Origin of the sequence: Asanoa ferruginea (assembly GCF_003387075.1) — a bacterium.
In the GTDB taxonomy this organism is placed as follows: domain Bacteria; phylum Actinomycetota; class Actinomycetes; order Mycobacteriales; family Micromonosporaceae; genus Asanoa; species Asanoa ferruginea.
The window spans coordinates 1,531,209-1,551,839 of sequence record NZ_QUMQ01000001.1 but is presented as its reverse complement, the minus strand read 5'-3'; the positions used below and the strand labels follow the sequence as shown (position 1 = coordinate 1,551,839).

At 71.3% G+C, this 20,631-nt stretch carries 15 protein-coding genes; 10 read left to right on the top strand and 5 right to left on the bottom strand.

Annotation, left to right across the window (positions count from 1 at the left end; all coding sequences use genetic code 11):
- The first annotated feature begins 7 nt into the window (after positions 1–7).
- Both DFJ67_RS07590 and DFJ67_RS44330 read left to right on the top strand, forming a co-directional pair.
- Positions 8–1,438 carry a hypothetical protein gene (locus DFJ67_RS07590; RefSeq protein WP_116067229.1) on the top strand — a complete coding sequence of 477 codons (1,431 nt, stop codon included), beginning with the start codon at positions 8–10 and terminating at the stop codon, positions 1,436–1,438.
- Between the two features lie 56 nt (positions 1,439–1,494).
- Positions 1,495–3,318, top strand: a complete 1,824-nt coding sequence (locus tag DFJ67_RS44330) for a hypothetical protein (protein ID WP_147315445.1) — start codon at positions 1,495–1,497, stop codon at positions 3,316–3,318.
- Here the strand turns inward: DFJ67_RS44330 and DFJ67_RS07575 are convergent.
- Together DFJ67_RS07575 and DFJ67_RS07570 are read right to left on the bottom strand one after the other, a co-directional pair.
- Positions 3,315–5,273, bottom strand: a complete 1,959-nt coding sequence (locus DFJ67_RS07575; RefSeq protein ID WP_239097032.1) for an APC family permease — start codon at positions 5,271–5,273, stop codon at positions 3,315–3,317. The two genes, DFJ67_RS44330 and DFJ67_RS07575, sit on opposite strands and share 4 nt — an antisense overlap.
- 3 nt (positions 5,274–5,276) lie before the next feature.
- Entirely contained in the window at positions 5,277–6,737 is a 1,461-nt protein-coding gene (locus tag DFJ67_RS07570) for an MFS transporter (protein ID WP_170215762.1), read from the bottom strand.
- An 82-nt stretch (positions 6,738–6,819) separates the two neighbouring features.
- Between DFJ67_RS07570 and DFJ67_RS07565 the strand changes: the two genes are divergently transcribed.
- The 3 genes from DFJ67_RS07565 to DFJ67_RS07555 are packed head-to-tail and all read left to right on the top strand — an operon-like array spanning position 6,820 to position 9,214.
- Positions 6,820–7,803: an ArsR/SmtB family transcription factor gene (locus DFJ67_RS07565; RefSeq protein ID WP_116067225.1), complete on the top strand. Its 984-nt coding sequence runs from the start codon at positions 6,820–6,822 to the stop codon at positions 7,801–7,803.
- Positions 7,804–7,862: 59 nt separating this feature from the next.
- Positions 7,863–8,363, top strand: coding sequence for a maleylpyruvate isomerase N-terminal domain-containing protein (locus tag DFJ67_RS42565; protein ID WP_170215761.1), 501 nt, complete (start codon positions 7,863–7,865; stop codon positions 8,361–8,363).
- Positions 8,360–9,214 (top strand): alpha/beta hydrolase, encoded by an 855-nt coding sequence (locus DFJ67_RS07555; RefSeq protein WP_116067224.1) that lies wholly within the window; start codon positions 8,360–8,362, stop codon positions 9,212–9,214. Before DFJ67_RS42565 ends, DFJ67_RS07555 begins: the two co-directional genes overlap by 4 nt.
- On the opposite strand, the gene DFJ67_RS07550 is transcribed toward DFJ67_RS07555, so the two are convergent.
- Positions 9,207–9,644, bottom strand: coding sequence for an RbsD/FucU family protein (locus tag DFJ67_RS07550; RefSeq protein ID WP_211333953.1), 438 nt, complete (start codon positions 9,642–9,644; stop codon positions 9,207–9,209). The genes DFJ67_RS07555 and DFJ67_RS07550 overlap by 8 nt on opposite strands.
- A 139-nt stretch (positions 9,645–9,783) precedes the next feature.
- On the opposite strand from DFJ67_RS07550, the gene DFJ67_RS07545 reads away from it, so the two are divergent.
- Positions 9,784–11,901: a PhoX family protein gene (locus DFJ67_RS07545; RefSeq protein ID WP_116067222.1), complete on the top strand. Its 2,118-nt coding sequence runs from the start codon at positions 9,784–9,786 to the stop codon at positions 11,899–11,901.
- Positions 11,902–11,961: 60 nt separating this feature from the next.
- Here DFJ67_RS07545 and DFJ67_RS07540 read toward each other — a convergent pair whose 3' ends face one another.
- A complete protein-coding gene (locus tag DFJ67_RS07540; RefSeq protein ID WP_147315444.1) occupies positions 11,962–14,679 on the bottom strand; it encodes an AAA family ATPase in 2,718 nt (905 codons plus the stop codon).
- A 74-nt stretch (positions 14,680–14,753) separates the two neighbouring features.
- On the opposite strand from DFJ67_RS07540, the gene DFJ67_RS07535 reads away from it, so the two are divergent.
- Together DFJ67_RS07535 and DFJ67_RS44325 are read left to right on the top strand one after the other, a co-directional pair.
- Positions 14,754–15,566, top strand: coding sequence for an alpha/beta fold hydrolase (locus tag DFJ67_RS07535; RefSeq protein WP_116067220.1), 813 nt, complete (start codon positions 14,754–14,756; stop codon positions 15,564–15,566).
- 135 nt (positions 15,567–15,701) lie between these two features.
- The gene (locus DFJ67_RS44325; RefSeq protein ID WP_116067219.1) at positions 15,702–17,219 is read left to right on the top strand and encodes a PQQ-dependent sugar dehydrogenase; all 1,518 of its coding nucleotides are present in this window, start codon (positions 15,702–15,704) and stop codon (positions 17,217–17,219) included.
- Positions 17,220–17,273: 54 nt separating this feature from the next.
- Here DFJ67_RS44325 and DFJ67_RS07525 read toward each other — a convergent pair whose 3' ends face one another.
- Complete coding sequence (locus DFJ67_RS07525; RefSeq protein ID WP_116067218.1) at positions 17,274–18,587, bottom strand: aspartate aminotransferase family protein; 1,314 nt, start codon at positions 18,585–18,587, stop codon at positions 17,274–17,276.
- 129 nt (positions 18,588–18,716) lie between these two features.
- Between DFJ67_RS07525 and DFJ67_RS07520 the strand changes: the two genes are divergently transcribed.
- Both DFJ67_RS07520 and DFJ67_RS07515 read left to right on the top strand, forming a co-directional pair.
- On the top strand, positions 18,717–19,745 hold the full coding sequence (locus DFJ67_RS07520) for a Gfo/Idh/MocA family protein (RefSeq protein WP_116067217.1): 1,029 nt from the start codon (positions 18,717–18,719) through the stop codon (positions 19,743–19,745).
- Positions 19,742–20,629: a Gfo/Idh/MocA family protein gene (locus tag DFJ67_RS07515; protein WP_116067216.1), complete on the top strand. Its 888-nt coding sequence runs from the start codon at positions 19,742–19,744 to the stop codon at positions 20,627–20,629. The genes DFJ67_RS07520 and DFJ67_RS07515 overlap by 4 nt, the downstream gene beginning before the upstream one ends.
- Positions 20,630–20,631 lie beyond the last annotated feature (2 nt).

The window sequence follows — 20,631 nt, the reverse complement described above, 5'->3', positions numbered from 1 at the left end:
TCGGGACGTGGCATACGGGGATGTCGATCCGACCAAAACCAACGACGTGGCCGCGGTTCCGCCCGCTGAGCCGATGTCACCGGCGGTCGAGCCCGCGCCGGTTGGGCTCGCATCGATCGAGCCCCCGCCACGCCGCAAGCGTGGGCTGCTCGTCGGCTCGCTGGTCGCGCTGGTCGTGTTGCTGCTCGCGGTGCCCGCGGTCATCGTGCTCACTTCGGGATCACCGACGCCGACCGCGACCGCGGCCACCCCGGCGGCGAGCGCGGGCGCCTCGCCCACCGGCCCGCCGCCGTCGCCCAAGGCCGGCGACCCCGACGGCGTCCGCTATGCCTGGGCCGCCGCGCAGATCAAGGCCACCCTCGCCGGCATGACCAAGGCGATGAAGACCGGCGACCAGGCGGCGTTCGTGGCGGCCGGTGCCGACAAGAACGTACGCGCGGAGCTTGATCGTCGGTTTCGTTCGCTGCGGGCGATGCGGATCGCCGAGTTCGAGATGACCATCGACAGTGGCCCGTTCAACGAGAAGAAAGTCGGCGGGTTCAGCGAGTGGGGGGTCAGCCTGCAGATCCGGCACTGTTTCGTCGTCACCGGCTGCGAACCCGACTCCGTCGTGGTCGATTCGACCTGGCGTGACTCGCCCGCCGGCTATCGCATGGTGAAGCTGGCGACCATCAAGGCCGACGACAACGGCCCACACCCGTGGGAGGTCAGCCTGCTGACCGCGGCGGTCGGCTCGCGCGCGGTGGTCGCCGCGCCCAAGCAGTATGCCGCCCAGGCGCGGGCGTTCCTGCCGGCCGCCGAGCGGGCGGCGAAGATCGCCGACAAATACGTGCTCGGCGAGAAGCCCAATCGCTATCTGATCTACCTGGCCGGGCCGTCGGAGTGGAAGAAATGGTTCGGCGGCTCGCAGGACTGGGCGGTCGGCTTCGCCACGCCGGCGACCGAGCACCGCTCCGACATCGTGCTGCGGATGGAGGAGATCGACGGCGGCTACGCCGAAGAGGTGATGAAGCACGAGATGGGCCACGTGGCCACGCTGGCCGGCCGGGAATACCGCGACTACTACGGCGAGAACTGGTGGCTGACCGAGGGCATCGCCGAATACATCGAGTGGGACGGGCGCGGCATCGCCGGCTACGACCGGCAGCAGTCGGCGCGGCGGTTGCTGCGGGAGAAGAGGTTCACCGGCAACCTGGAGAAGTTGGTGCCGGCCGACAACGCCGCCGACTGGCAGATCGACGGCGCCTACGGCCTGGGCTTCTACGCCACGAGTTGCATCTCCGACCAGTTCGGCCACGCCAAGCTGATGGACTTCGCCAATGAGGTGTTGCGCGCCGGCCGCCCGTCGGAGGTGGCGGCTCCGCAGATCCTGAAGGCGGAGTGGTCGACGGTCACCAAGCGTTGCCTCGCCTACACCAAGCAGAAAGTCGGCAGCTAGCGTCCCACCCGAAAGGATGATCATTTACGGGCGCGCGAACCGTAGCGTGTCCGATCGTGCCATACGGGGATGTCGATCCAAGCAAGACCGAAGAGCAGCCACCCGCAGCCGATCCGGCGAAAGCCACCGAGCAGCCACCCGCAGCCGACCCCGCGCCAGCCGACGAGCCGCTCGCGGTCGACCCGGCGCCCGCGGTCGATCCGGCGCCTGCGGTCGAGCCGCCGCCTGCGGCCGATCCGGTGCTCGCGGTCGATCCGGCGCTCGCGGTCGATCCGGCGCCAGCCGCCGGGCAGCCTGCAGCCGATCCGGCGCCAGCCGCCGGGCAGCCTGCAGCCGATCCGGCGCTGGCCGACCAGCAGGGGCCCACGGTCGATCCGGCGCCGGCCGCCGAGCAGCCGCTCGCGGTCGATCCGGCGCCGGCTGCCGAGCAACCGTCCACGGCCCATCCGGCGCCGCCAGCCGCTGAGCAGCCGCCCGCGACCGATCCGGCGCCGCCGAACGCCGAGCAGCCCGGCTCGCTGGAGCCGATGCCGGCGCTGACCCCGGCCGAGTTGGCCGCGCCGCCGCGGCGGCGCGGGCTCATCGTCAGCCTGGTGGTCGCGTTCGTCGCGCTGCTGTGCGGTGTGCCGGCGGTCGTCGTGCTCACGTCGGACGAGCCCGCTCCCTCGGCGACCGCGGCCGCACCCGCGACCAGCGCGACCCCAGCGAGCGCCGCACCGACCGGCCCGCCGCCGTCGCCGAAGCCGGGCGACCCGGAAAGCGTCCGGTTCTCCTGGGCCCTCGACCAGATCCGGACGAGCCTGGCCACCATGACCAAGGGCATGCGCGACGGCAACCTGGGCGCGTTCGTCAAGCCCGCCGCAGACAAGAAGGTCCGCGCCGAACTCGACCGCCGCTTCCGTTCGCTGCGCGCGATGAAGGTCTCCGGCTTCGACCTGTCGGTCAACAGCGGTCCCTTCAACGAGAAGAAGGTCCGCGGGTTCAGCGAGTGGAGCGTGCGGATCGGCATGGCGCACTGCTTCGCCGTTGCCACCTGTGCGCCGTCGACCGTCGTCTTCGACACGGTGTGGCGCGACTCGGCCGCCGGCTACCGGATGACCAAAATCTCCGCGATGACGGCCGACGACAACGGCCCGCAGCCGTGGGAAGTGAGCACGCTGACCGCCGTCGTCGGCTCGCGAGCCGTCGTGGCGGCGCCGAAGTCCTACGCGGCCAAGGCCCGGGCCTATCTGCCGATCGCCGAGCGGGCCGCGCGGACCGCCGACAAATACGTGCTCGGCGCGAAGCCGGACCGCTACATCGTCTACCTGGCCGGCCCGGCCGAGTGGAAGAAGTGGTTCGGCGGCTCGGAGGAGTGGGCGGTCGGCTTCACCACGGCGGCCACCCGCACGCGTTCCGACATCGTGCTGCGGCTGGAGGACCTGACCAACTCCTACGCCGAGTCGGTGCTGAAGCACGAGATGGGTCACGTGGCGACCCTGGCCGGCCGCGAGTATCACGCGGACACCGATGCCGACTGGTGGCTGACCGAGGGCATCGCGGAATATATCGAGTGGGACAAGCGCGGAATGGCCAACTACGACCGCAAGCAGTCGTCGCGGCGGTTGATCCGGGAGCGCAAGTTCAAGGGCAACCTGGAGAAACTGGTCCCCGACGACGACGCACCCGACTGGCAGATCGACGCCGCTTATGGCCTGGGCTACTACGCCACGAGTTGCATCGCGGCGCAATTTGGCCAGAAGAAGCTGATGAATCTCGTCGACCAACTGCTGCGCGAGGGCCGTGCGGTCTCGGTGGTCTCCGATCAGTATCTCGGCGTGCCCTGGCCAACGGTCAGCAAGCGCTGCTTCACGTACACGAAGCAAAAGCTCGGGGTTTAACCCACGTGCACGTGCGGCCGCTTCATCCGGTCGGGTTCCTGCTCGCGGAGGATCTCGCGGGTCACCGGCGCGACCTCGCCCTGGCCGAAGGCGAGATAGCGCAGGAAGTTCGAGGCCGGGTTGCCCTCCGTCCACTCGAAATAGATGTGCGGCCGCTGGCCGGTCGTCGCCTGGATCTCCAGGAGCAGGGCGGCCAGCGCCGTCGCCACGTTGGGGCTGGCCATCGTGAACACCCGGTAGCGGCCGTGCCGGATCTCGCCGCGCACCTGTAGGTCCGACTCGAAGTCGGACGGGTCGGTGATGGTCACCTCGGCGAACATCACGTCGTGCACGTCGGGCAGCACGTCTTCGTCGACGATCCGTTTCAGCTTTTCCCGGTATTCCTTGGCGTCGAGCGCGTCGGGATGGTTGGCGATGATCCGGACCACCGTGCCCTTGCAGTCTTCGAGGAGCTGTTGGCCTATCTCGTCGAACTGGACGCTGGTGAACCGCAACTCGAACGCCCGGCGGAGCCGGGACAGGATGGAAACGATGATCATGGCGCCGATGAAGCTCCCTGCGATCTTGACGCCGTCCGGGCGTTCGATGACGTTGTCGACGGTGGTGTAGATGAAGACCAGCGCGATCACACCGAACGCGATCGTCTGTTTTTGCTGGCGGTGCCGCCGGCTCGAGAGTGTCACGGCGATGGCCGCCGAGGTGATCAAAACCAGAACACCGGTGGCGTACGCGCCGCCCTGCGCGGTCACGTCGGCGTTGAACAGCCAGGTGATGAAGAAGGCGATCGCGGTGAAGACGACGACCAGCGGGCGGACCGCGCTGGCCCAGTAGGGCGCCATTCCGAACCGGGGCAGGTAGCGGGGCACCAGGTTGAGCAGGCCGGCCATCGCGGAGGCGCCGGCGAACCAGAGGATGGTGATGGTCGAGACGTCGTACACGGTGCCGAACATCGCGCCGAGGTTCTCGTGCGCGAGGAAGGCCAGCGCCCGCCCGTTGGCCGCGCCGCCGGGATCGAACTCGGGTGCCGGGATCAACACGGTGGTCACGATGCTGCTGGAGATCAGGAAGCAGCTCATGGTGATCGCGGCGGTGGTGAGCAACTTGTGCGCGCCGCGGATCCGCCCCTCGGGGCGCTCCTCGGTGTCGCCCGGCGCGCCCTTGATGTGTGGCATCACCGCGACGCCGGTCTCGAAGCCGGACAGGCCCAGGGCGAGCTTCGGGAAGATGATCACCGACATCCCGATCAGCGCGATCGGGCTGCCGTGCATCGTGGTCAGCGCCGTCCACCAGTCGCTGGTCAGCGTCGGGTGGGTGATCACCCGGATCAGGCCGTCGACCATCACCACCGCGTTGAGCGCCAGGTAGACGGCGACCAGCACGACCGCGATGTTGATCGCCTCGGCGAAGCCTTTCAGGAACACCGCGCAGAGCAGCGCCAGCAGCACCAGGGTGATCAGCACCTGGTGGTTGCCCAGGGAGTCCGGCCAGAACGGGTTCTCCTGGATGTGCGCGGTCGCGTCGGCCGCCGAGAGGGTCATCGTGATGATGAAGTCGGTGGCCGCGAAGCCGAGCAGCACCAGCACGACCAGCTTGCCCTCCCAGAAGGACAGCAGCTTGCTCAGCATCGCGATGGAGCCGGAGCCGTGCGGGCTCTCCCGGGCCACCCGCCGGTAGACCGGCAGCGCGCCGAGCAGCGTGACCAGCACGAGCACGATGGTCGCCAGCGGTGCCAGCACGCCCGCGGCCAGCGCGGCGATGCCCGGCTGATAGCCCAGCGTGGAGAAGTAGTCGAGACCGGTCAGGCACATCACCCGCCACCAACTGTGCCGGCGCTCGGTGGTGGCCGCGGGGCGGGTGAACGGACCCTGCGGCCGCAGTGTCGGGTGCGAGGCTCCGCGCAGGAACCACTCGGTGAAGCGGTTCTGCGGTGCCGGGGCCTCGGGCGAAATGGTCACGGCTCAGGGGCGCTTCTTGGCCGTGTCGGAGAGCGGCCGGCGCCGGACACCGCGCACGATGTCGCGCCACACGGGCACGCCGGGGCGGTCGTCGATCTGCCGGAACGAGAGGATGCCGACCCCGATGCCGGCGACGCCGACAACGAACAGCAGCAGCCGGGTGGTGGACAGGTGCACCTCGAGCCCGCCGATGTGCAGTTCCCGGGACGCGCCCAGGCCGACGATCACGCTGGACAGGGCGATCGCGAGCAGCAGGGTGATCCGCACGGCCGACTGGATGAAGGCGACCACCCGGCCGCGTACGTCGTCGGAGATGTCGCCGCCGACCAGGGTGAGGCCGGAGAGGAAGGCCATGCCGGACGCGGCGCCGGTGATCGCCGCGCCGAGGATCGCCAGCGACAGCCGGGGCGCGGCGGACAGCCCGATCACCGCGACGCCGGCGAGCATGATCGACAGCGCGAACCAGCGGCGCCGGGAGAGCGTGCCGACCAGCGCCGGGCCGCCCGCGATGCCGACGCCGAACCCGGCGAAGATCGCGGCGAACAGGATGCCGAACGTGGCCTCGCCGCCGCCCAGCGCGCCGGCGTAGAAGTTGGCGGTGCCGATCACCACCCCGGCGCCGGCGAACGCGCCCAGCACGCCGACCACGATGCCCCGGACCAGCCGGGTCTTGGCGATGAACTTCCCGCCGTCGACCAGGTCGCGCATCACCCCCCGGCCCGGGACGTGGTGGTGGCCCTCCTCGTCGACCGGTTGCTTGGGTGGCCGGGCCGTGCGGCCCGACATCTCCTTCGCGAAGAACTGCACCACGATCGCCGAGGCGAGGAACGTCAGCGCGTCGAACAGCAGTGCGTAGTCGGCCGGCCCGACGTTGCCGGGGCGGGGCAGCCGGGCCATCCCACTGAAGATCAGCGCGGCGAAGATCGGCGTGATGCCATAGGTGGTCGCCAGCGTGAGCTGGTTGGCCGCTTCCAACCGGGAACGGGGCAGCAGGTTGGGCACCGCCGCTTCCTTCGCCGGTGTCCAGATCTGGGCCGCGCACTGTGCCAGGAACAGCGCGATGGCCGCCCAGGTGACGACCTTGACCGAGCTGTCGACGATGAAACCGACGATCGGGATCGACGCGAACAACACGAACCGGATGATGTCGGAGACGACCATCGTGTAGCGGCGGTCGAAGCGGTCGGCGATCACGCCGGAGAGCGGGCCGAGGATGAACGCCGGCAGCAGTTGCACGGCGATCACGGAGCCGAACGCGGCGCCCTTGGCCGTGGCACCCGAGACCTGCGACGACGCGAACGCCGCGCCGGCCAGCAGGCCGAGCCAGTCGCCCAGGGCCGAGAGCCCGAGCACGAGGAAGAGACGCCGGAAGGGCCCGACCTTCAGGGCATCGACAATCTCCGCCAGGCCCGAGCCCTGGACCGTGCCCGATTTCTTGTTCTCACCGACGCTGCTCGTGCTCATCCGATCAGTGCCGTCCCCCCGGTAACGGACCCGCAACCCAACGTACCCGTCTCGGCACCGCAGACTACGATCTTTCCTCGCCATGCCCGTCGCGATCGTGGGTCCGACCAGCGTCTCGGCCGCGGTGTCCCCGCTGGCCGAGCTGGGCTCCGCGCTGCACGCCGCCGGCGCGCCCGAGCACCACGCCGATGCCGACCTGCCGCCGATGGCTGCCCGGCTGCGGCGAAGGGCGCGCGACTGGGCGTTCACGACGCAGGCGATCCGGGCCACGCCGTTCGTCACGGTCTGGGGCCCGCACGAGGAATTCGCGACGCAGCTCGACCACCTCCGGGCGCTGCCGGCGCGCCGGCTGGCGGCACAACTGCTCCGGCCCCTCGGCGCCGACGCGCTGCGCCACGGCCAGGCCCGGGGCCTCGGCGCCCGGGTCGAGGCGCTGGTGGAGAGTCCGGGGCCGGCGGTGGCGGAGTTCCTGGAGTTCCTCGCCGAGAGCTGGGAAGGCTGGTTCGCCGCTCGGTGGCCCGCGGTGCGCCCGGTGCTGGCCGCCCGGACCCGGCGGTTCGCGCTCGACGCCGCTGCTGCCGGGCCGGTCGCCGCCCTGACCACGCTCGACCCGTCGATCACCGCCGCCGGTGCCGGTGTGTCGATCGCGAAAGTCCGCAACCACCGCCACGACGTGTCCCGCCGCGGCCTCGTGGTGCTGCCGAGCACGTTGATCCACCCACACGTGTACGTCGCCGACGTGCCCGGCCGCCCGCTGGTGCTGATCCACCCGGTCGCGCCGGGGCCGCCGGTGCTGTCCACCCGCGACCTGTCCCGCCGGCTCCGGGCGCTGGCCAACCCGGGCCGGCTGGAGGTGGCCCGCGCGATCGCCACCGAGCCGCGCACAGCGGGCGAGATCGCCAGCCTCTGGCAGGTCGACCCGACCCTGGTCAACCGGCACCTGCGGGCGCTGGCGGCGGCCGGGGTCGCCCGGGCCACCAGGCGCGGCCGGTTCGTGCAATACGAACTCGACGCGGGCGCGGTCAGCGCGCTCGGCGGCGACCTGCTCGGGCTCCTGCTGCGCTGAGCTGACCAAACCTGTCAGTCCACTCGGCACCGCCCGGCGCCGCTGGTTGGGTCGGCACCATGACGCTCACCCCCGGCCAGGCGACCGACCGCCTGCGCACCGACCACGACCTGCTGCTCGCCGCGATCGACGGGCTCGACGCCGAGGCGCTCGCCCGCGACTTCGCCACCTCGGCCGGGCCGCTCGGCGACTTCTGCGCGTCGTTGCACGACCTGGTCGCGCACGTGCTGATGTGGAGCGAGATCAACCTGGCCGTGCTGACCGAGGCCGGCCGCGGCCGCGACCACTGGAGCCTGTCGGCGCGCTTCGAGACGCCGGAGGTCGGCCGGGCGCTCAACCGGGCCGGCGTGGCGGCCGGCCGGCTGCTCGCCGCCGACCTGCTGGTCGAGCGCCTGACCAGCACCCACGCCGCGCTGCTGGACCAGTTCGCCGGCTATGACGAGCGGACCTGGACCGAGGTGACCGGTCCGCTCGCGACACACGTGTTCACCGTGCCGGGCCGGCCGCCGTTCTGGCACGCCGCCCTGCACCTCGACGCGGTCCCGGCCGGTGCCCGATGAACCGCCGGATCGTGGCCGAGCCGCGGTTCACCGCCGAGGCCGACGCGTTCACGGTGGTCGGCGCCGCCGACGACCTCGACGACCTGGCGACCCTGCTGGCCGACCGGGCCGAGCCGGTCGACCCGGCGCTGGCAGGCCGGCTGGACCCGAAGGTGCACGCGGCCGACCTGCACCTGCCGCTCGGCGGCGGGCCGACCCTGGTGCGGGTCTACCAGGCCGCCGTCGGGCCCCGGCCGTTGCTGCTCTGGCTGCACGGGGGCGGGTTCGTCGGCGGCTCGGTGGCGGACCTCGACCACGTCTGCTCCGGCCTGGCGCTGCGCTCCGGTCGCACGGTGGTGTCGCTGGAATACCGGCTGGCACCGGAGCATCCGTTTCCGGCCGCGCTCGACGACACGTACGACGCGCTGGGTTGGCTCGTCGCCCATGGCCAGGTGTTCGGCGGCGACGGCCGGGTCGCGGCGGGCGGGCAGAGTGCCGGCGGCGCCCTGGTCGCCGGTGCCACGCTGCGCGCCCGGGACGCCGGCTCGCCCCTGCCCGACCGGCAGGTGCTCTGCTACCCGGTGCTCGACGTGCCGGCCGAGCCGTCCTGGGCGGACCGGCAGTATCTGACCGGCCCGGCACCCGACTATGCCGCGCCGGTGCGCGCCGCCTCGCTGGCCGGCCTGCCGCCGACCCTGCTCGTCGCGGCAGGCCGGGACCCGCTGCGCGAGCAGGCGGCCGCCTACGCGGCACGGCTCGACGACGCGACCTACGTCGAATACGCCGACACCCCGCACGCGTTCCTCAACTTCTGCGGAGCCCTGTCGGCCGGCGACCATGCCATCGACCTGATCGCGGCCTATCTCAGCTGACCACGCCGATGGTGAGCAGGATGTTGGCGTAGAGGCGGGTGTCCCCGCTGGCGATCGCGAGGGCCAGATCGGGTTCCCGGGCCTTGTCGTAGAACGCGAACCGGTCGAGCGGGGTCAGTGCGACGGGCGCGAGGTGCTGCCGGAAAATAGGGAAGATATCCGGTTCTGGCCCCTCGCCCGGACTCATCACAAAGGCCGATTCCACCGGCACGGCGGTGAGCACGGCCCCGAGGATGTCGTCGACCGCCACCAGGCCCGGCCGCAGGTTGAGGAATACCAGATCCGCGCCCGGCTTCGTACCCGTGGAATGGGGGTAGTTGCCGTCGGAAATCAACACCGTCGATCCGTGCCCCGCGCGACCGAGTGCGGAGACGATGCCGGGATGGAGGAGCGTTGTTTTGAGCATGGCGGGATCATGATCGGCGGCCACCGGTCCGTCTAGTAAGGACACCCTAAGCAGGGGTTCTATGTCCGGGGTTCAGCTGCCGGACGTGCGATGTTCATCGACTTCAATTAGCGTGCCGCAGATCCAGACGGAGAGATTCGCCAACGGTTCTAGGAGAGCCCGAATGACGGACCAGATCCGCCGCCAGTTGCCGATCGTCGGCGTGGCAAAGGTCGCGCATGGCCGCAACGCCATGACGTGCCTATACCGCTGCGGAAACGCGTGTGACCACCCTGTTCCGAACGCTTCCGGAAACGAGTATTTCGGCGACCTCGTCGCCGGTGAAGTTTCCCGCCGCGGCGTGATGAAGGCCGGTGCCGCCGGTGCCGTGGTGATCGGCATGGGTGCCGCCGGCGCGCTGAGCGCCAGCCCGGCGTTCGCCGCCACCGAGCCGCCGCCGGCGCTGCCCACGGTCGACGAGTTCACCACCGCTGCCGCCACCACCGCGCTCACCTTCAAGGCGGTCGCACCCAACCGGGTCGACGCCATCGTGGTGCCCAACGGCTACGACCACTCGGTGGTCATCCGCTGGGGCGACCCGGTGGTGCCCGGCGCGCCGAAGTTCAACGTGCACGGCCAGACCCTCGAGGCCCAGCTCAAGCAGTTCGGCTACAACAACGACTTCGTCGCCGTGCTGCCGCTCGACAAGAAGGCCACCCGGGCCCTGCTCATCTGCAACCACGAATACACCAACGAAGACCTGATGTTCCCGGGCTTCGTCAGCCAGGACGCGCTGACCGTCGAGCAGGTCAAGATCGCCATGGCCGCGCACGGCATGTCGGTGGTCGAGCTCGAGCGGGTCGGCAAGACCGGCCAATACGAGCTGGTCACCAGCGGCCCGCGCCCCTACAACCGACGGCTCACGACGCTGACGACACACTTCCGGCTGACCGGTGCGGCGGCCGGGAGCGAGCTGCTCAAGACGGCGGCCGACCCGACCGGCACCGACGTGATCGGCACCATGAACAACTGCGCCGGCGGCGTCACGCCGTGGGGCACGATCCTGTCCGGCGAGGAAAACTTCAACCAGTACTTCGTCGGCGCCGAGACCTCGACCGGCGACGCGAAGGCGCGGTTCAACCGCTACGGCATCGACACGGTCAACCGTTACCCGTCGGGCAGCCGCAAGTGGGAGCGGGCCGACGAGCGCTTCGACCTGACGAAGAACCCCAACGAGGCCAACCGCTTCGGTTGGGTCGTCGAGTTCGACCCGTTCACCCCGGGCTCGACCCCGCGCAAGCACACCGCGATGGGCCGGCTCAAGCACGAGGGCGCCAACATCATCAAGTCGCGCGACGCCAAGGCCGTGGCCTACATGGGCGACGACGAGCGCTTCGACTACCTCTACAAGTTCGTGTCCGACAAGAAGGTCGACGGCCGCAACACGCCCGAGGCCCGCAAGCACAACCTGACCGTGCTCGAGTCCGGCACGCTCTACGTCGCCAAGCTCGGCTTCACCTCGGCGACCGAGATCGACGGCACCGGCAAGCTGCCCACCGACGGCGCGTTCAACGGCACCGGCACGTGGATCCCGCTGGTCAAGGGCGGAGCGTCGATGGTCGAGGGGATGACCGTCGACGAGGTGCTCGTGTTCACCCGGCTCGCCGGCGACAAGGTGGGCGCGACCAAGATGGACCGCCCCGAAGACGTCGAGCCCAACCCGGTCAACCGGAAGATCTACGCCGCGCTGACCAACAACACCAACCGCGGCGTGGGCAGCAACGCGGTGGCCGACGAGGCCAACCCGCGCACCAACAACAAGCACGGGCACATCCTCGAGATCACCGAAGACAACGACGATCACACGGGTACGACCTTCACCTGGCGCATCCCGATCGTCTGCGGCGACCCGACCGACCCGGCGACCTACTTCATGGGGTACGACAAGACCAAGGTCTCGCCGATCTCCTGCCCCGACAACGTCGCGTTCGACGGTGCCGGCAACCTCTGGATCTCCACCGACGGCAACGCGCTGGGCAGCAACGACGGCCTGTTCGCGGTGCCGCTCGACGGTGCCGAGGCGGGCCACCTCAAGCAGTTCCTCAGCGTCCCCTACGGCGCCGAGACCTGCGGCCCGTGGATCTCCGACGACAACAAGAGCGTGTTCGTCGCCGTGCAGCACCCCGGTGAGATCGCCGGCGCATCGGTGGCCAACCCCGCGTCCAATTGGCCGGACGGCGACTTCGCCAAGCCGGGCATCGCGGTGACCTGGAGCGTCTGGAACAAGAACATCGGCGCTTGATTGGTCAGGAAGGGGCCCTTCCAATCGGAATCCGGTTGGAAGGGCCCCTTCCCAACACCTTCACGCCACCGGCTTCATCGCGTGCACCGCGTTGGTGAGCTGCACCCGCGACTGCACGTCGAGCTTCGCGAAGATCGACCGCAGGTGCGTGCTGACCGTGTTGGGCGAGAGGTTGAGCAGCCGGGCGGCCTCCTTGTTGGTGTGCCCGGCGCTGATCAGCTCGGCCACCTTGACCTCCGCGTCGGTCAGCGCCGCCCAGCCTTGCCGCGGCCGGGCCCCGTCGGTGTCCCACTTGGCCCGGCGGGCACCGGCCCGGCGCATCAGCCGCTGCACCTCGACCACCGCGGCCCGCGCGCCCAGTCCGTGATAGATCGTCCAGGCCCGGTCGAGCTCGGCGATGCCCTGGTCGCGTGCGCCGAAGGTGAGCAGCAGCCGCCCGTGGTCCTCGGCCGCGTTGGCCCGCAGCATCGGCCGCGGGCTGCGGTCGAGCACGACGGTCGCCTCGGCCAGCTTGTCGAGGTCCTTGTCGACCAGGCCGCGTAGCTCCAGCGCCGCGCCTTTGAAGCTGGCCACCCCGGGGTTGCGGGCGGCGCCCTCCGCGGCGATCGCCACCGCCTCGTGGGTGAACCGCTGGTCGCCGGTGGCCCGCCCGACCCGCGCGAAGATCCGCATCCAGCCCGGCCGCCAGGGCCAGTCGGCACGCGACTCGCGCGCGGTGAACAGCATCGGCCGGAGGATCTTCCGGGCGTCGTCGGGCCGGCCGTCGCTGGCCGCCAGCCAGCCCTCCATCAACCGCACGCCGGGCAGCCGCACCGACTCTTCGGCCAGCCCGCCGCTGCGCGCCGGAGCCAGGTGGGCGTTGGCCTCCGCCACCTCGCCGCGCAGCAGCGCGAGCCCGGCGAGGACCATCTCGGCGTCCAACTCGTGCATGTGGTCGCCGAGTTCCCGGCCGATGGTCAGCAGCGTGCGGGCGCCGGACTCGGCGTCGTCGAGGCGGCCCAGGGTGTAGTCCTGCCACATCTGCGCGGCGATCACCGGCGGCAGCGTCGCCTCCACCCCGCCCCGGTCGTCGCGGTGCGCCGCCTCCAGCAGCGCACCCGCGTCCGTATACCGGTCGAGCAGTTGCAGTTCGATGATCTCCTCGCCCTGGTAGGACGCGTCGCCGACGGACCGCAGCTCCCGGAAGTAGGCCAGCGACTCGGCGTGGTGCCCGGTGTTCCGGCCCAGCTCGCCCATCGCCTGCAACGCCAGCATGATCGCGTCCTGGTCGCCGACCTGGCGGGCGTCGCGCAGCGCGTCCTCGGCGCTCTGGCGGGCCTGCCAGGCGGGCAGCATCCGGGTCAGCGCCAACGCCCGCGCGGCGGCCAGTCGGGTGCGCAGCGGCACCGACAGCCCGGGCGCGGCCAGCGCGTCGTCGATCCGGGCCACCGACTCCGCCGGGCGGCCGATCTGCCAGAGCGCCTGGGTCGCGAGCACCTGGACGCGGGCGAACGTCTCGCCGTCGCCGGCCCGGGCGAGCACGGCGTCGGCGACCCGCACGGCGTCGGAACAGCGCCGCACCCGGGCCAGAATCTCGACGCACCGTTCGCCGGTCGACTCCCAGGACTCCTGGGCGGGCCGGACCAGGTCGAATGCCTCGGTCACCAGCTCGCCCGCGGTCGCCGGCAGCGCCGCCACGGCCTGGTGCGCGGCCTCGCACAGGATGGCCGCGCTCTCCTCGTCGCCGGGCGTCGCCGCGGCGCGGGCGTGCGGTGCGGCCGCCAGCGCGTCGTGCCCCGACGCCAGCAGGTGGCGGGCGCAGCGCCGATGTAGGTCCCGGCGGACCGATGTGGACAGACCGGCGTACACGGTCTCGCGGACCAGGTCGTGCCGGAACCGGACCAGGTGGCCGTCGCGGGTGAGCAGCCCGGCGACCACGGCCCGATGGACGTCGCCGCTGCTGACCGACGGGACGACCCGCTGCGCCTCGTCGATCGCGAACGGCCGGCCGAGCACCGCGGCCAGCAGCACGACCGTCTTGTCGGGCAGCGAGTCGAGTGCCGCGTCGACGGCCCGGACGAACGCGGGCGGCGGCACGTCGTCGCGGTCGCCATGGGCCAGCCCGTCGAGGATCTGGGTGACCAGGAAGGGGTTGCCGCCGACGCCGTCGAGCATCCGTTGGGTGGCCGGGCCCGGCGGCTGGCCCAGCCGGTCGCGCGCGATCGCGGCGACGTCGGCCGGCGCCAGCGGGCCGAGGTGGATGGTCTCGACCCTGGCCGCGGTGGGCGCGGCGGCGGTCAGCTCGTCGGCCGCGTCGCGGGTGGCGAACAACCACACCACCGGGTCGGCGGCCAGCCGTTCCGGCAACACCCGCAGGGCGAGCCGGCTGAGTTGGTCGGCCCACTGCACGTCGTCGATCACGATCAGCACCGGCGCCGTGGCGGCCACCTGCTCCAGCCGCGCGCCCACCCGGTCGATCAGCGGCAACGGGTGGTCGGTGAGCTCGTCGAGTTCGGCCAGCGCGGGCGCGTCCAGCAACGGTCGCGCGCCGCTGCGCAGGGCCAGCAGAACCGGGGCGCCGGGCGAGATCCGGCCGATCTCGTCGGCCTTCGCCGTGCCGGTGCGGAAGCCCATGCCGACCGCTTGCGCGCCGATCGCGTCGACTACCGCGGTCTTTCCGATTCCGGCGTCGCCGGTGACCACCACGACGCCGCTCTGCCCGTGTCGGGCCGCCCGGCGCAGCGCCGGCATCGCCGCCGACATCGCCGCCGAGCGCCCACGAAGAACAACCCGTGCCACCTACCCCAAGCTAGCGAGCGCGGGTAACCCATTCACGTGATTCGCGGGATGCGCGTACGCGTTCTGCTGGCTCCATGGACGAGGAGCGGTTCGACGTGATCGACGACCTGGGCATCCGGTTCGTCTCCAGCCCGGTCAGCCGGGGCGACCGGGACGCGGAGACACTGCTGTTGTTGAGCCCGTGGCCCGAGAGCCTCTACGCCTACACGCCGACCTGGCCCGCGCTGGTCGCCGACCACCCGGTGATCGCTGTCGACCTGCCCGGCTTCGGCCGCTCCGAGGCGCGCGCGGAACTGATGTCGCCGCGGGTGATGGGCGAGTTCATCACCCATCTCGTCGACCACTTCGGCCTCGAACAGCCGCACGCGGTCGGTCCCGATGTCGGCACAGCGGCGCTGCTGTTCGCGGCCGCCGCCCAGCCGGACCTGTTCCGCAGCGTTGTCGTCGGCGCCGGTGCCGCGACCCACCCGATGGCCGTCGAGGGAGAGCTGAAGACTCTGGTCGAAGACGAGGTCGGGCAGCCCGACGGGCAGCGGGTGGTGGCCAGCTTCGTCAGCGACGACCTGCCCCGCACGATCCGCGACGACTATGCCGCGTCCTACTCCGGCGACCGGTTCGCCGGCTCGTTGCGCTATCTGCGCGCGTACCCGGCGGATCTGGCGGCTCTTGACCCGCTGTTGGCCTCGATCCGGACGCCGGTGCAGATCATCGCCGGCCGCGACGACCCCTATGGCCTGGCCCGCGATGCCGAGGTGCTCAACGAGAAGCTGCCGGCGAGCCGACTCGACGTGCTCGACTGCGGGCACGCGCCGTGGGAGGAGCAGCCGGCCAGCTATGCCGGCATCGTCTCGGACTGGGTCGACGGCTCCTACCTGGGCGTTCGCTAGCAGCTCCGGGCCGCTCGGGTGGGCCGTTCAGACTAATTCACCAATTTACGTTAAATGTTCCATCTGCCCGTAACCTGCGGATGGCGACTGGCACCGTGGCGATCACCAGAACCCCCTTCGCTTCGGGAGCCGTCCATGCACAAACCCGCCATCGTCGCGGCCGCCGCGGTCGCCGGTGTCGCGCTGAGTGTCGCTGGAATCGCGATCGCGGTGGACTCGCCGTTGAACCGGACCGCTGTTGCCGCCGCCGCGCCGATCGTCGACTTCATCAACCCGACCACGGTCGCGAGCAACCTGCGGGTGCCCTGGGGACTGACCTATCTGCCCGACGGGACGGCCCTGGTCGCCGAGCGGGAACGGGCGCAGATCCTGCGGGTCCGCCCCGGGCTGCCGACCCAGATCGTCGGCTCGGTGCCGGGCGTGGTCCCCTCCGGTGAGGGCGGCCTGCTCGGCCTCGCGGTGTCGCCGAACTACGCCACCGACAACCAGGTGTTCGCCTACTACACCTCCAATGTGGACAACCGGATCGTGCGCTTCACGCTGAGCAACATGTCGGCGCAGACCGTCATCGTCTCCGGAATCGCCAAGGCCGACGTGCACGACGGTGGCCGGATCGCGTTCGGCCCCGACGGCATGCTCTACGCCGGGGTCGGCGACGCCAACGTGACCAGCCGGGCGCAGAACCCGGCGAGCCTCAACGGCAAGATTCTGCGGGTACGCCCCGACGGTGGCGTGCCGGCCGACAACCCGACCGCCGGCTCGCTGGTCTACAGCCTCGGCCACCGCAACGTGCAGGGGCTGGCCTGGGACTCCGCCGGGCGGCTCTACGCGACCGAGTTCGGGCAGAACACGACCGACGAGGTCAACCGGATCGTGCCGGGCGGCAACTACGGCTGGCCGGTGGTCGAGGGCAACTCCACCAACCCGTTGTATCGCAACCCCATCGTCACCTGGACCACCGCCGAGGCCTCACCGAGCGGTGCCGCCATCATCGACAACACCCTGTTCGTGGGTGCGCTGCGCGGCGCCCGGCTGTGGGTGGTCCCGCTGGACGGCAACGGCGGCGCGGGCACGCCGACGGCGGCGCTCAACCCTCGCTTCGGCCGGCTGCGCACGGTGGAGAAGGCGCCGGACGGGTCGCTCTGGGTGGCGACCAGCAACCGGGACGGGCGCGGCACGCCGGCGGCGAGTGACGACCGCATCTTCCGCTTCACGGTGACCTCGCCGAGCCCATCGGCGACGCCTTCGGTGACGCCTACCGCCACGCCCACGGCCAGCCCGACCCCGACCCCGACCCCGACGGTCACGCCGACGGTGACGCCCACTGTCACGCCGCCCGCCGCGGCCTGTTCCGTCAGCTACAGCGCCAACGGGCTGCCCGGCGTCTTGCTCGGCAACGTGCGGGTGACCAACCGCGGTCCCGCGGTCAGCTCGTGGACGTTGACCTGGACGTTCAGCGGCAACCAGCGGGTCACCAGCGCCTGGGGTGCCCGGGTCGACCAGTCCGGCCGGGCCGTGACGGCCCGCAACGAGAGTTGGAACGGCAGCCTGTCGACCGGCGGTAGCGCCAACTTCGGGTTCGTCGCCAGCGGCAGCGGCACCGCCCGCCCGACCGACTTCGCCCTGAATGGCACCGCCTGCACGGCAAGCTGACGGTCGCTGTCACCGCCGCCCGGGTCCCCGTTGGGGGCCCGGGCGGTCGGTCGTTCAGCGGGCCAGCGTGGCCAGGACGTCGCGGGCCGCTTCCAGGGTGCGGTCGACCTCTTCCTCGGTGTGCGAGCCCGAGATGTGGTTGCGCTTGAGCGACATCGGCAGCATCAGGAAGCCGCGGTCGGTCATGCCGCGGTGGAAGGCCACGTACGCCGCGTCGTCGTTGCGCATCAGGTCGCGGTAGCCCAGAGCCGGGCCGGCCAGGAAGTAGACGGCGAACACCCCACCGAAGCCGACCACCGTCGCCTCGATGTCGAGGTAGGCGAGGATGCCCCGCAGGCCGGTGCGCATCCGCTCGCCGAGCGCGTGCGTCCGGGTGTAGAACTCCGGGTGCCCGGCCAGGTAGTCGATCGTCGCCAGCGCCGCGGCGCAGCCGAGCGGGTTGCCGTTGAACGTGCCGGCCATCAGCACGTCGCCGGTGCGGCCGTTGAAGTGCTCCATCAGCTCGCGGCGGCCGGCGACCCCACCGGCCGGGAAGCCGTTGGCCATGCCCTTGCCGAACGTGGTCAGGTCGGGGGTCACCCCGATCACCTGCTGATAGCCGCCGAGCGCGTGCCGGAAACCGGTGATCACCTCGTCGAAGATGAGCAGCGAGCCCTGTTGCTCGGTGAGCTTGCGCAGGCCCTCGACGAACTCGGTGGTCGGCACCAGCGCGCCCACGTTGTGCGGGATCGGCTCGAGGATGACGGCCGCGATCCGGTCGCGATGTGCGTCGAACAGCGCCTCGACCGACTCCAGGTCGTTGAACTCCGCGATCAGGGTCGCGTCGACGGCCTGGTCCAGGATGCCCTTCGAGAGCGGGTCCCGCCCGTACGCGCGGTCCGGCGCCGAGATCACGTTGCGGGCGACGGCGTCGTGCCAGCCGTGGAAACCGCCCTGGAACTTGATGATCAGGTCCCGGTCGGTGACCGCGCGGGCCAGCCGGATCGCCTGCGCGGTGGCTTCCGAGCCGCTCATCGTGGCGATCATCGACTCGGCCGACGGGATCACCTCGACGATCCGCTGTGCGAGCCGGACCTCGGCCTCGGTGACGCCGATGCCGGTCAGGTCGACGCCGTCGAGCGCGGCGCGGATCGCGTCGTTGACGACCGGCGCGTTGTGCCCGAGCAGGATCGCGCCGAACGCGGCGTGGTAGTCGAGATAGCGGCGGCCGTCGGCGTCGGTCAGGTAGGCGCCATCGGCGGCGACGAACGAGTAGGGCGCGCCGATAAAGCGGGTCGAGGAGTTGACGCCGCCGGGGATCACGGCCGCGGCCGCTTCCGCGATCGCTAAACCGCGTGGTGAGTCGGTGGACGACGGTGGGGTTGGCATGAGCGACCTCGTATCCAGTTGGGCTGGCGGAGCCGACGCTAGAACAGTCCTCATCAACATGGCAAGGCGTTCCATGTTTTACGCCAGCGACCTTGACACGGCTCCGTACCGAACCCAGGATGACCGGACATGAAACATCGTTCCGTGCCTGGGGAGGTCACGCCGGTGGATCGGATCGGCATCGTGCTGGTGGGCGCCGGGTTCATCGCCGACGCACACAGCGCGGCGATCGACGCGGACCCGCGAGCCACCCTGATCGGCGTCGTCGACGCCGACCCGGGCCGCGCCGCGGCGTTCGCCCGCAAGCAGGGCGGCATCCGGCACGCGCCCGACCTGGACAGCGCGCTGCACTGGCCCGGCGTCGACGCGGTCATCCTCTGCACGCCCAACGACACGCACGCACCGCTCGGCCTCGCGGTCGCCGCCGCCGGCAAGCACCTGCTGGTGGAAAAGCCACTGGCCACCACGGTCGCCGACGCGCAGCAACTGGCCGACGCGTTCGACCGGGCGGGCCGGGTGCTGGTCGCGGCGCACACGCACCGCTTCTACGACTACGGCCGCGCGGTCAAGCAGACCATCGACTCCGGCACGATCGGCCGGCCCGTCCTGGTCCGGCTGGCCATCCTCGGCGGCTGGATCTGGCCCGACTGGAGCGCCTGGGTGGGCGACCCGGTCCGCTCCGGCGGGCATGCGCTGCACAACGGCGTACACCTGCTGGATCTGGCGACCTGGTGGTTGGGTGGCGAACCGGCCAGCGTGTTCGCCCGCGGCCGCAAGCAGACCGCCGCGGAGCTGAGGATCTACGACTACCTGGAGATGGTGGTGACCTACGCCGACGGTGCGACCGCGGTCTGCGAGATGAGCCGGGCGCATCGCCCCGGCTCGCTGGCGCAGCGCGAACTGCTGGTCGCGGGCACGGAGGGGATCGTCGAGCAGGGCTGGGACGGCGAGTCGTCGCTGGTGTTCGGCGAGGCCGGCACCACGACGCTGCCGGCCGCCGGCGGCAACGGTTTCGCCGCGCAGCTCGGTGCCTGGCTCGACGCGATCGGCGGTGCCCCACCGGCGATGCCGGCCGCCGACGCCGTGCGGGCGGTGGCGCTGGGCGTCGCGGTCGAAGAGTCGATCGCGACCGGTCAGCCCGTGGCGGTGGCCGCATGATGTTTGGACGACCCAGCACCGTCGCGCTGGTCGGCAACGGCGGCATCGGCAGCCAGGACCACCAGAACACGATGTATCGCCCGGCGTTCGAGCGGCACCCGAGCTTCGAACTGGTCGACGACCAGGACAAGGCCGAGGTGGTCAGCATCGCGCTGCCGCTGGCCGAGCGCGGCGCGGCCATCGCGGCGGCGATCCGCGCGGGCAAGCACGTGCTGGCCGACAAGCCGATGGCGGCGACGCTGGCCGAGGCCGAGGAGATCGAGCGGCTCGCCGCGACACACAGTGTGATCGTGGTGCCGGCACACCACCAGCGGTTCGGCGCCGCGCTGCGGTCGGCGACCGCCGCCGTCCGCGCCGGCCGGGTCGGCCTGCCGTGGAACGTGCAGTGCGACTTCATCGTCGCGGGTGGCGACCCGGCGCCGACCGGTGAGCTGGTCAACTTCGGCCTTTACCCGGTCGACGTGGTCAGCGCGCTGCTCGGCCTTCCGGTCCGCCGGGTGCAGGCGACCGGTTCGCCGGCGCTGGTCACCCTGCTGCTCGACCACGAGCACGGCGTCACCAGCACCATCGTCTGCGGCCGGGTCCCGGCCCTGCGCGACCTGCCGCCCGGCGGGCTCGCGGTGCACCGCTACCGGATCAGCGGCTCACACGGGGTGCTCGCGGTCGACGCCACGAAGCCCGCGTTGCGGGTCCGCGGCGGCGACTTCAACGGTCCTGTGTGGACCGGTCCGGGCACCGTCGACGCGCTGCTCGACGTGTTGGCCGCCGGCATCCGCACCGGCCGCGCCGCGCTCGGCCCGAGCGACGCGGTCCGCACGCAACGCGTGATCGAGGCCGCGCAGCGGTCGATGTCAACCGGTGCGCCGGTAGAGCTGGGGGAGTAGAG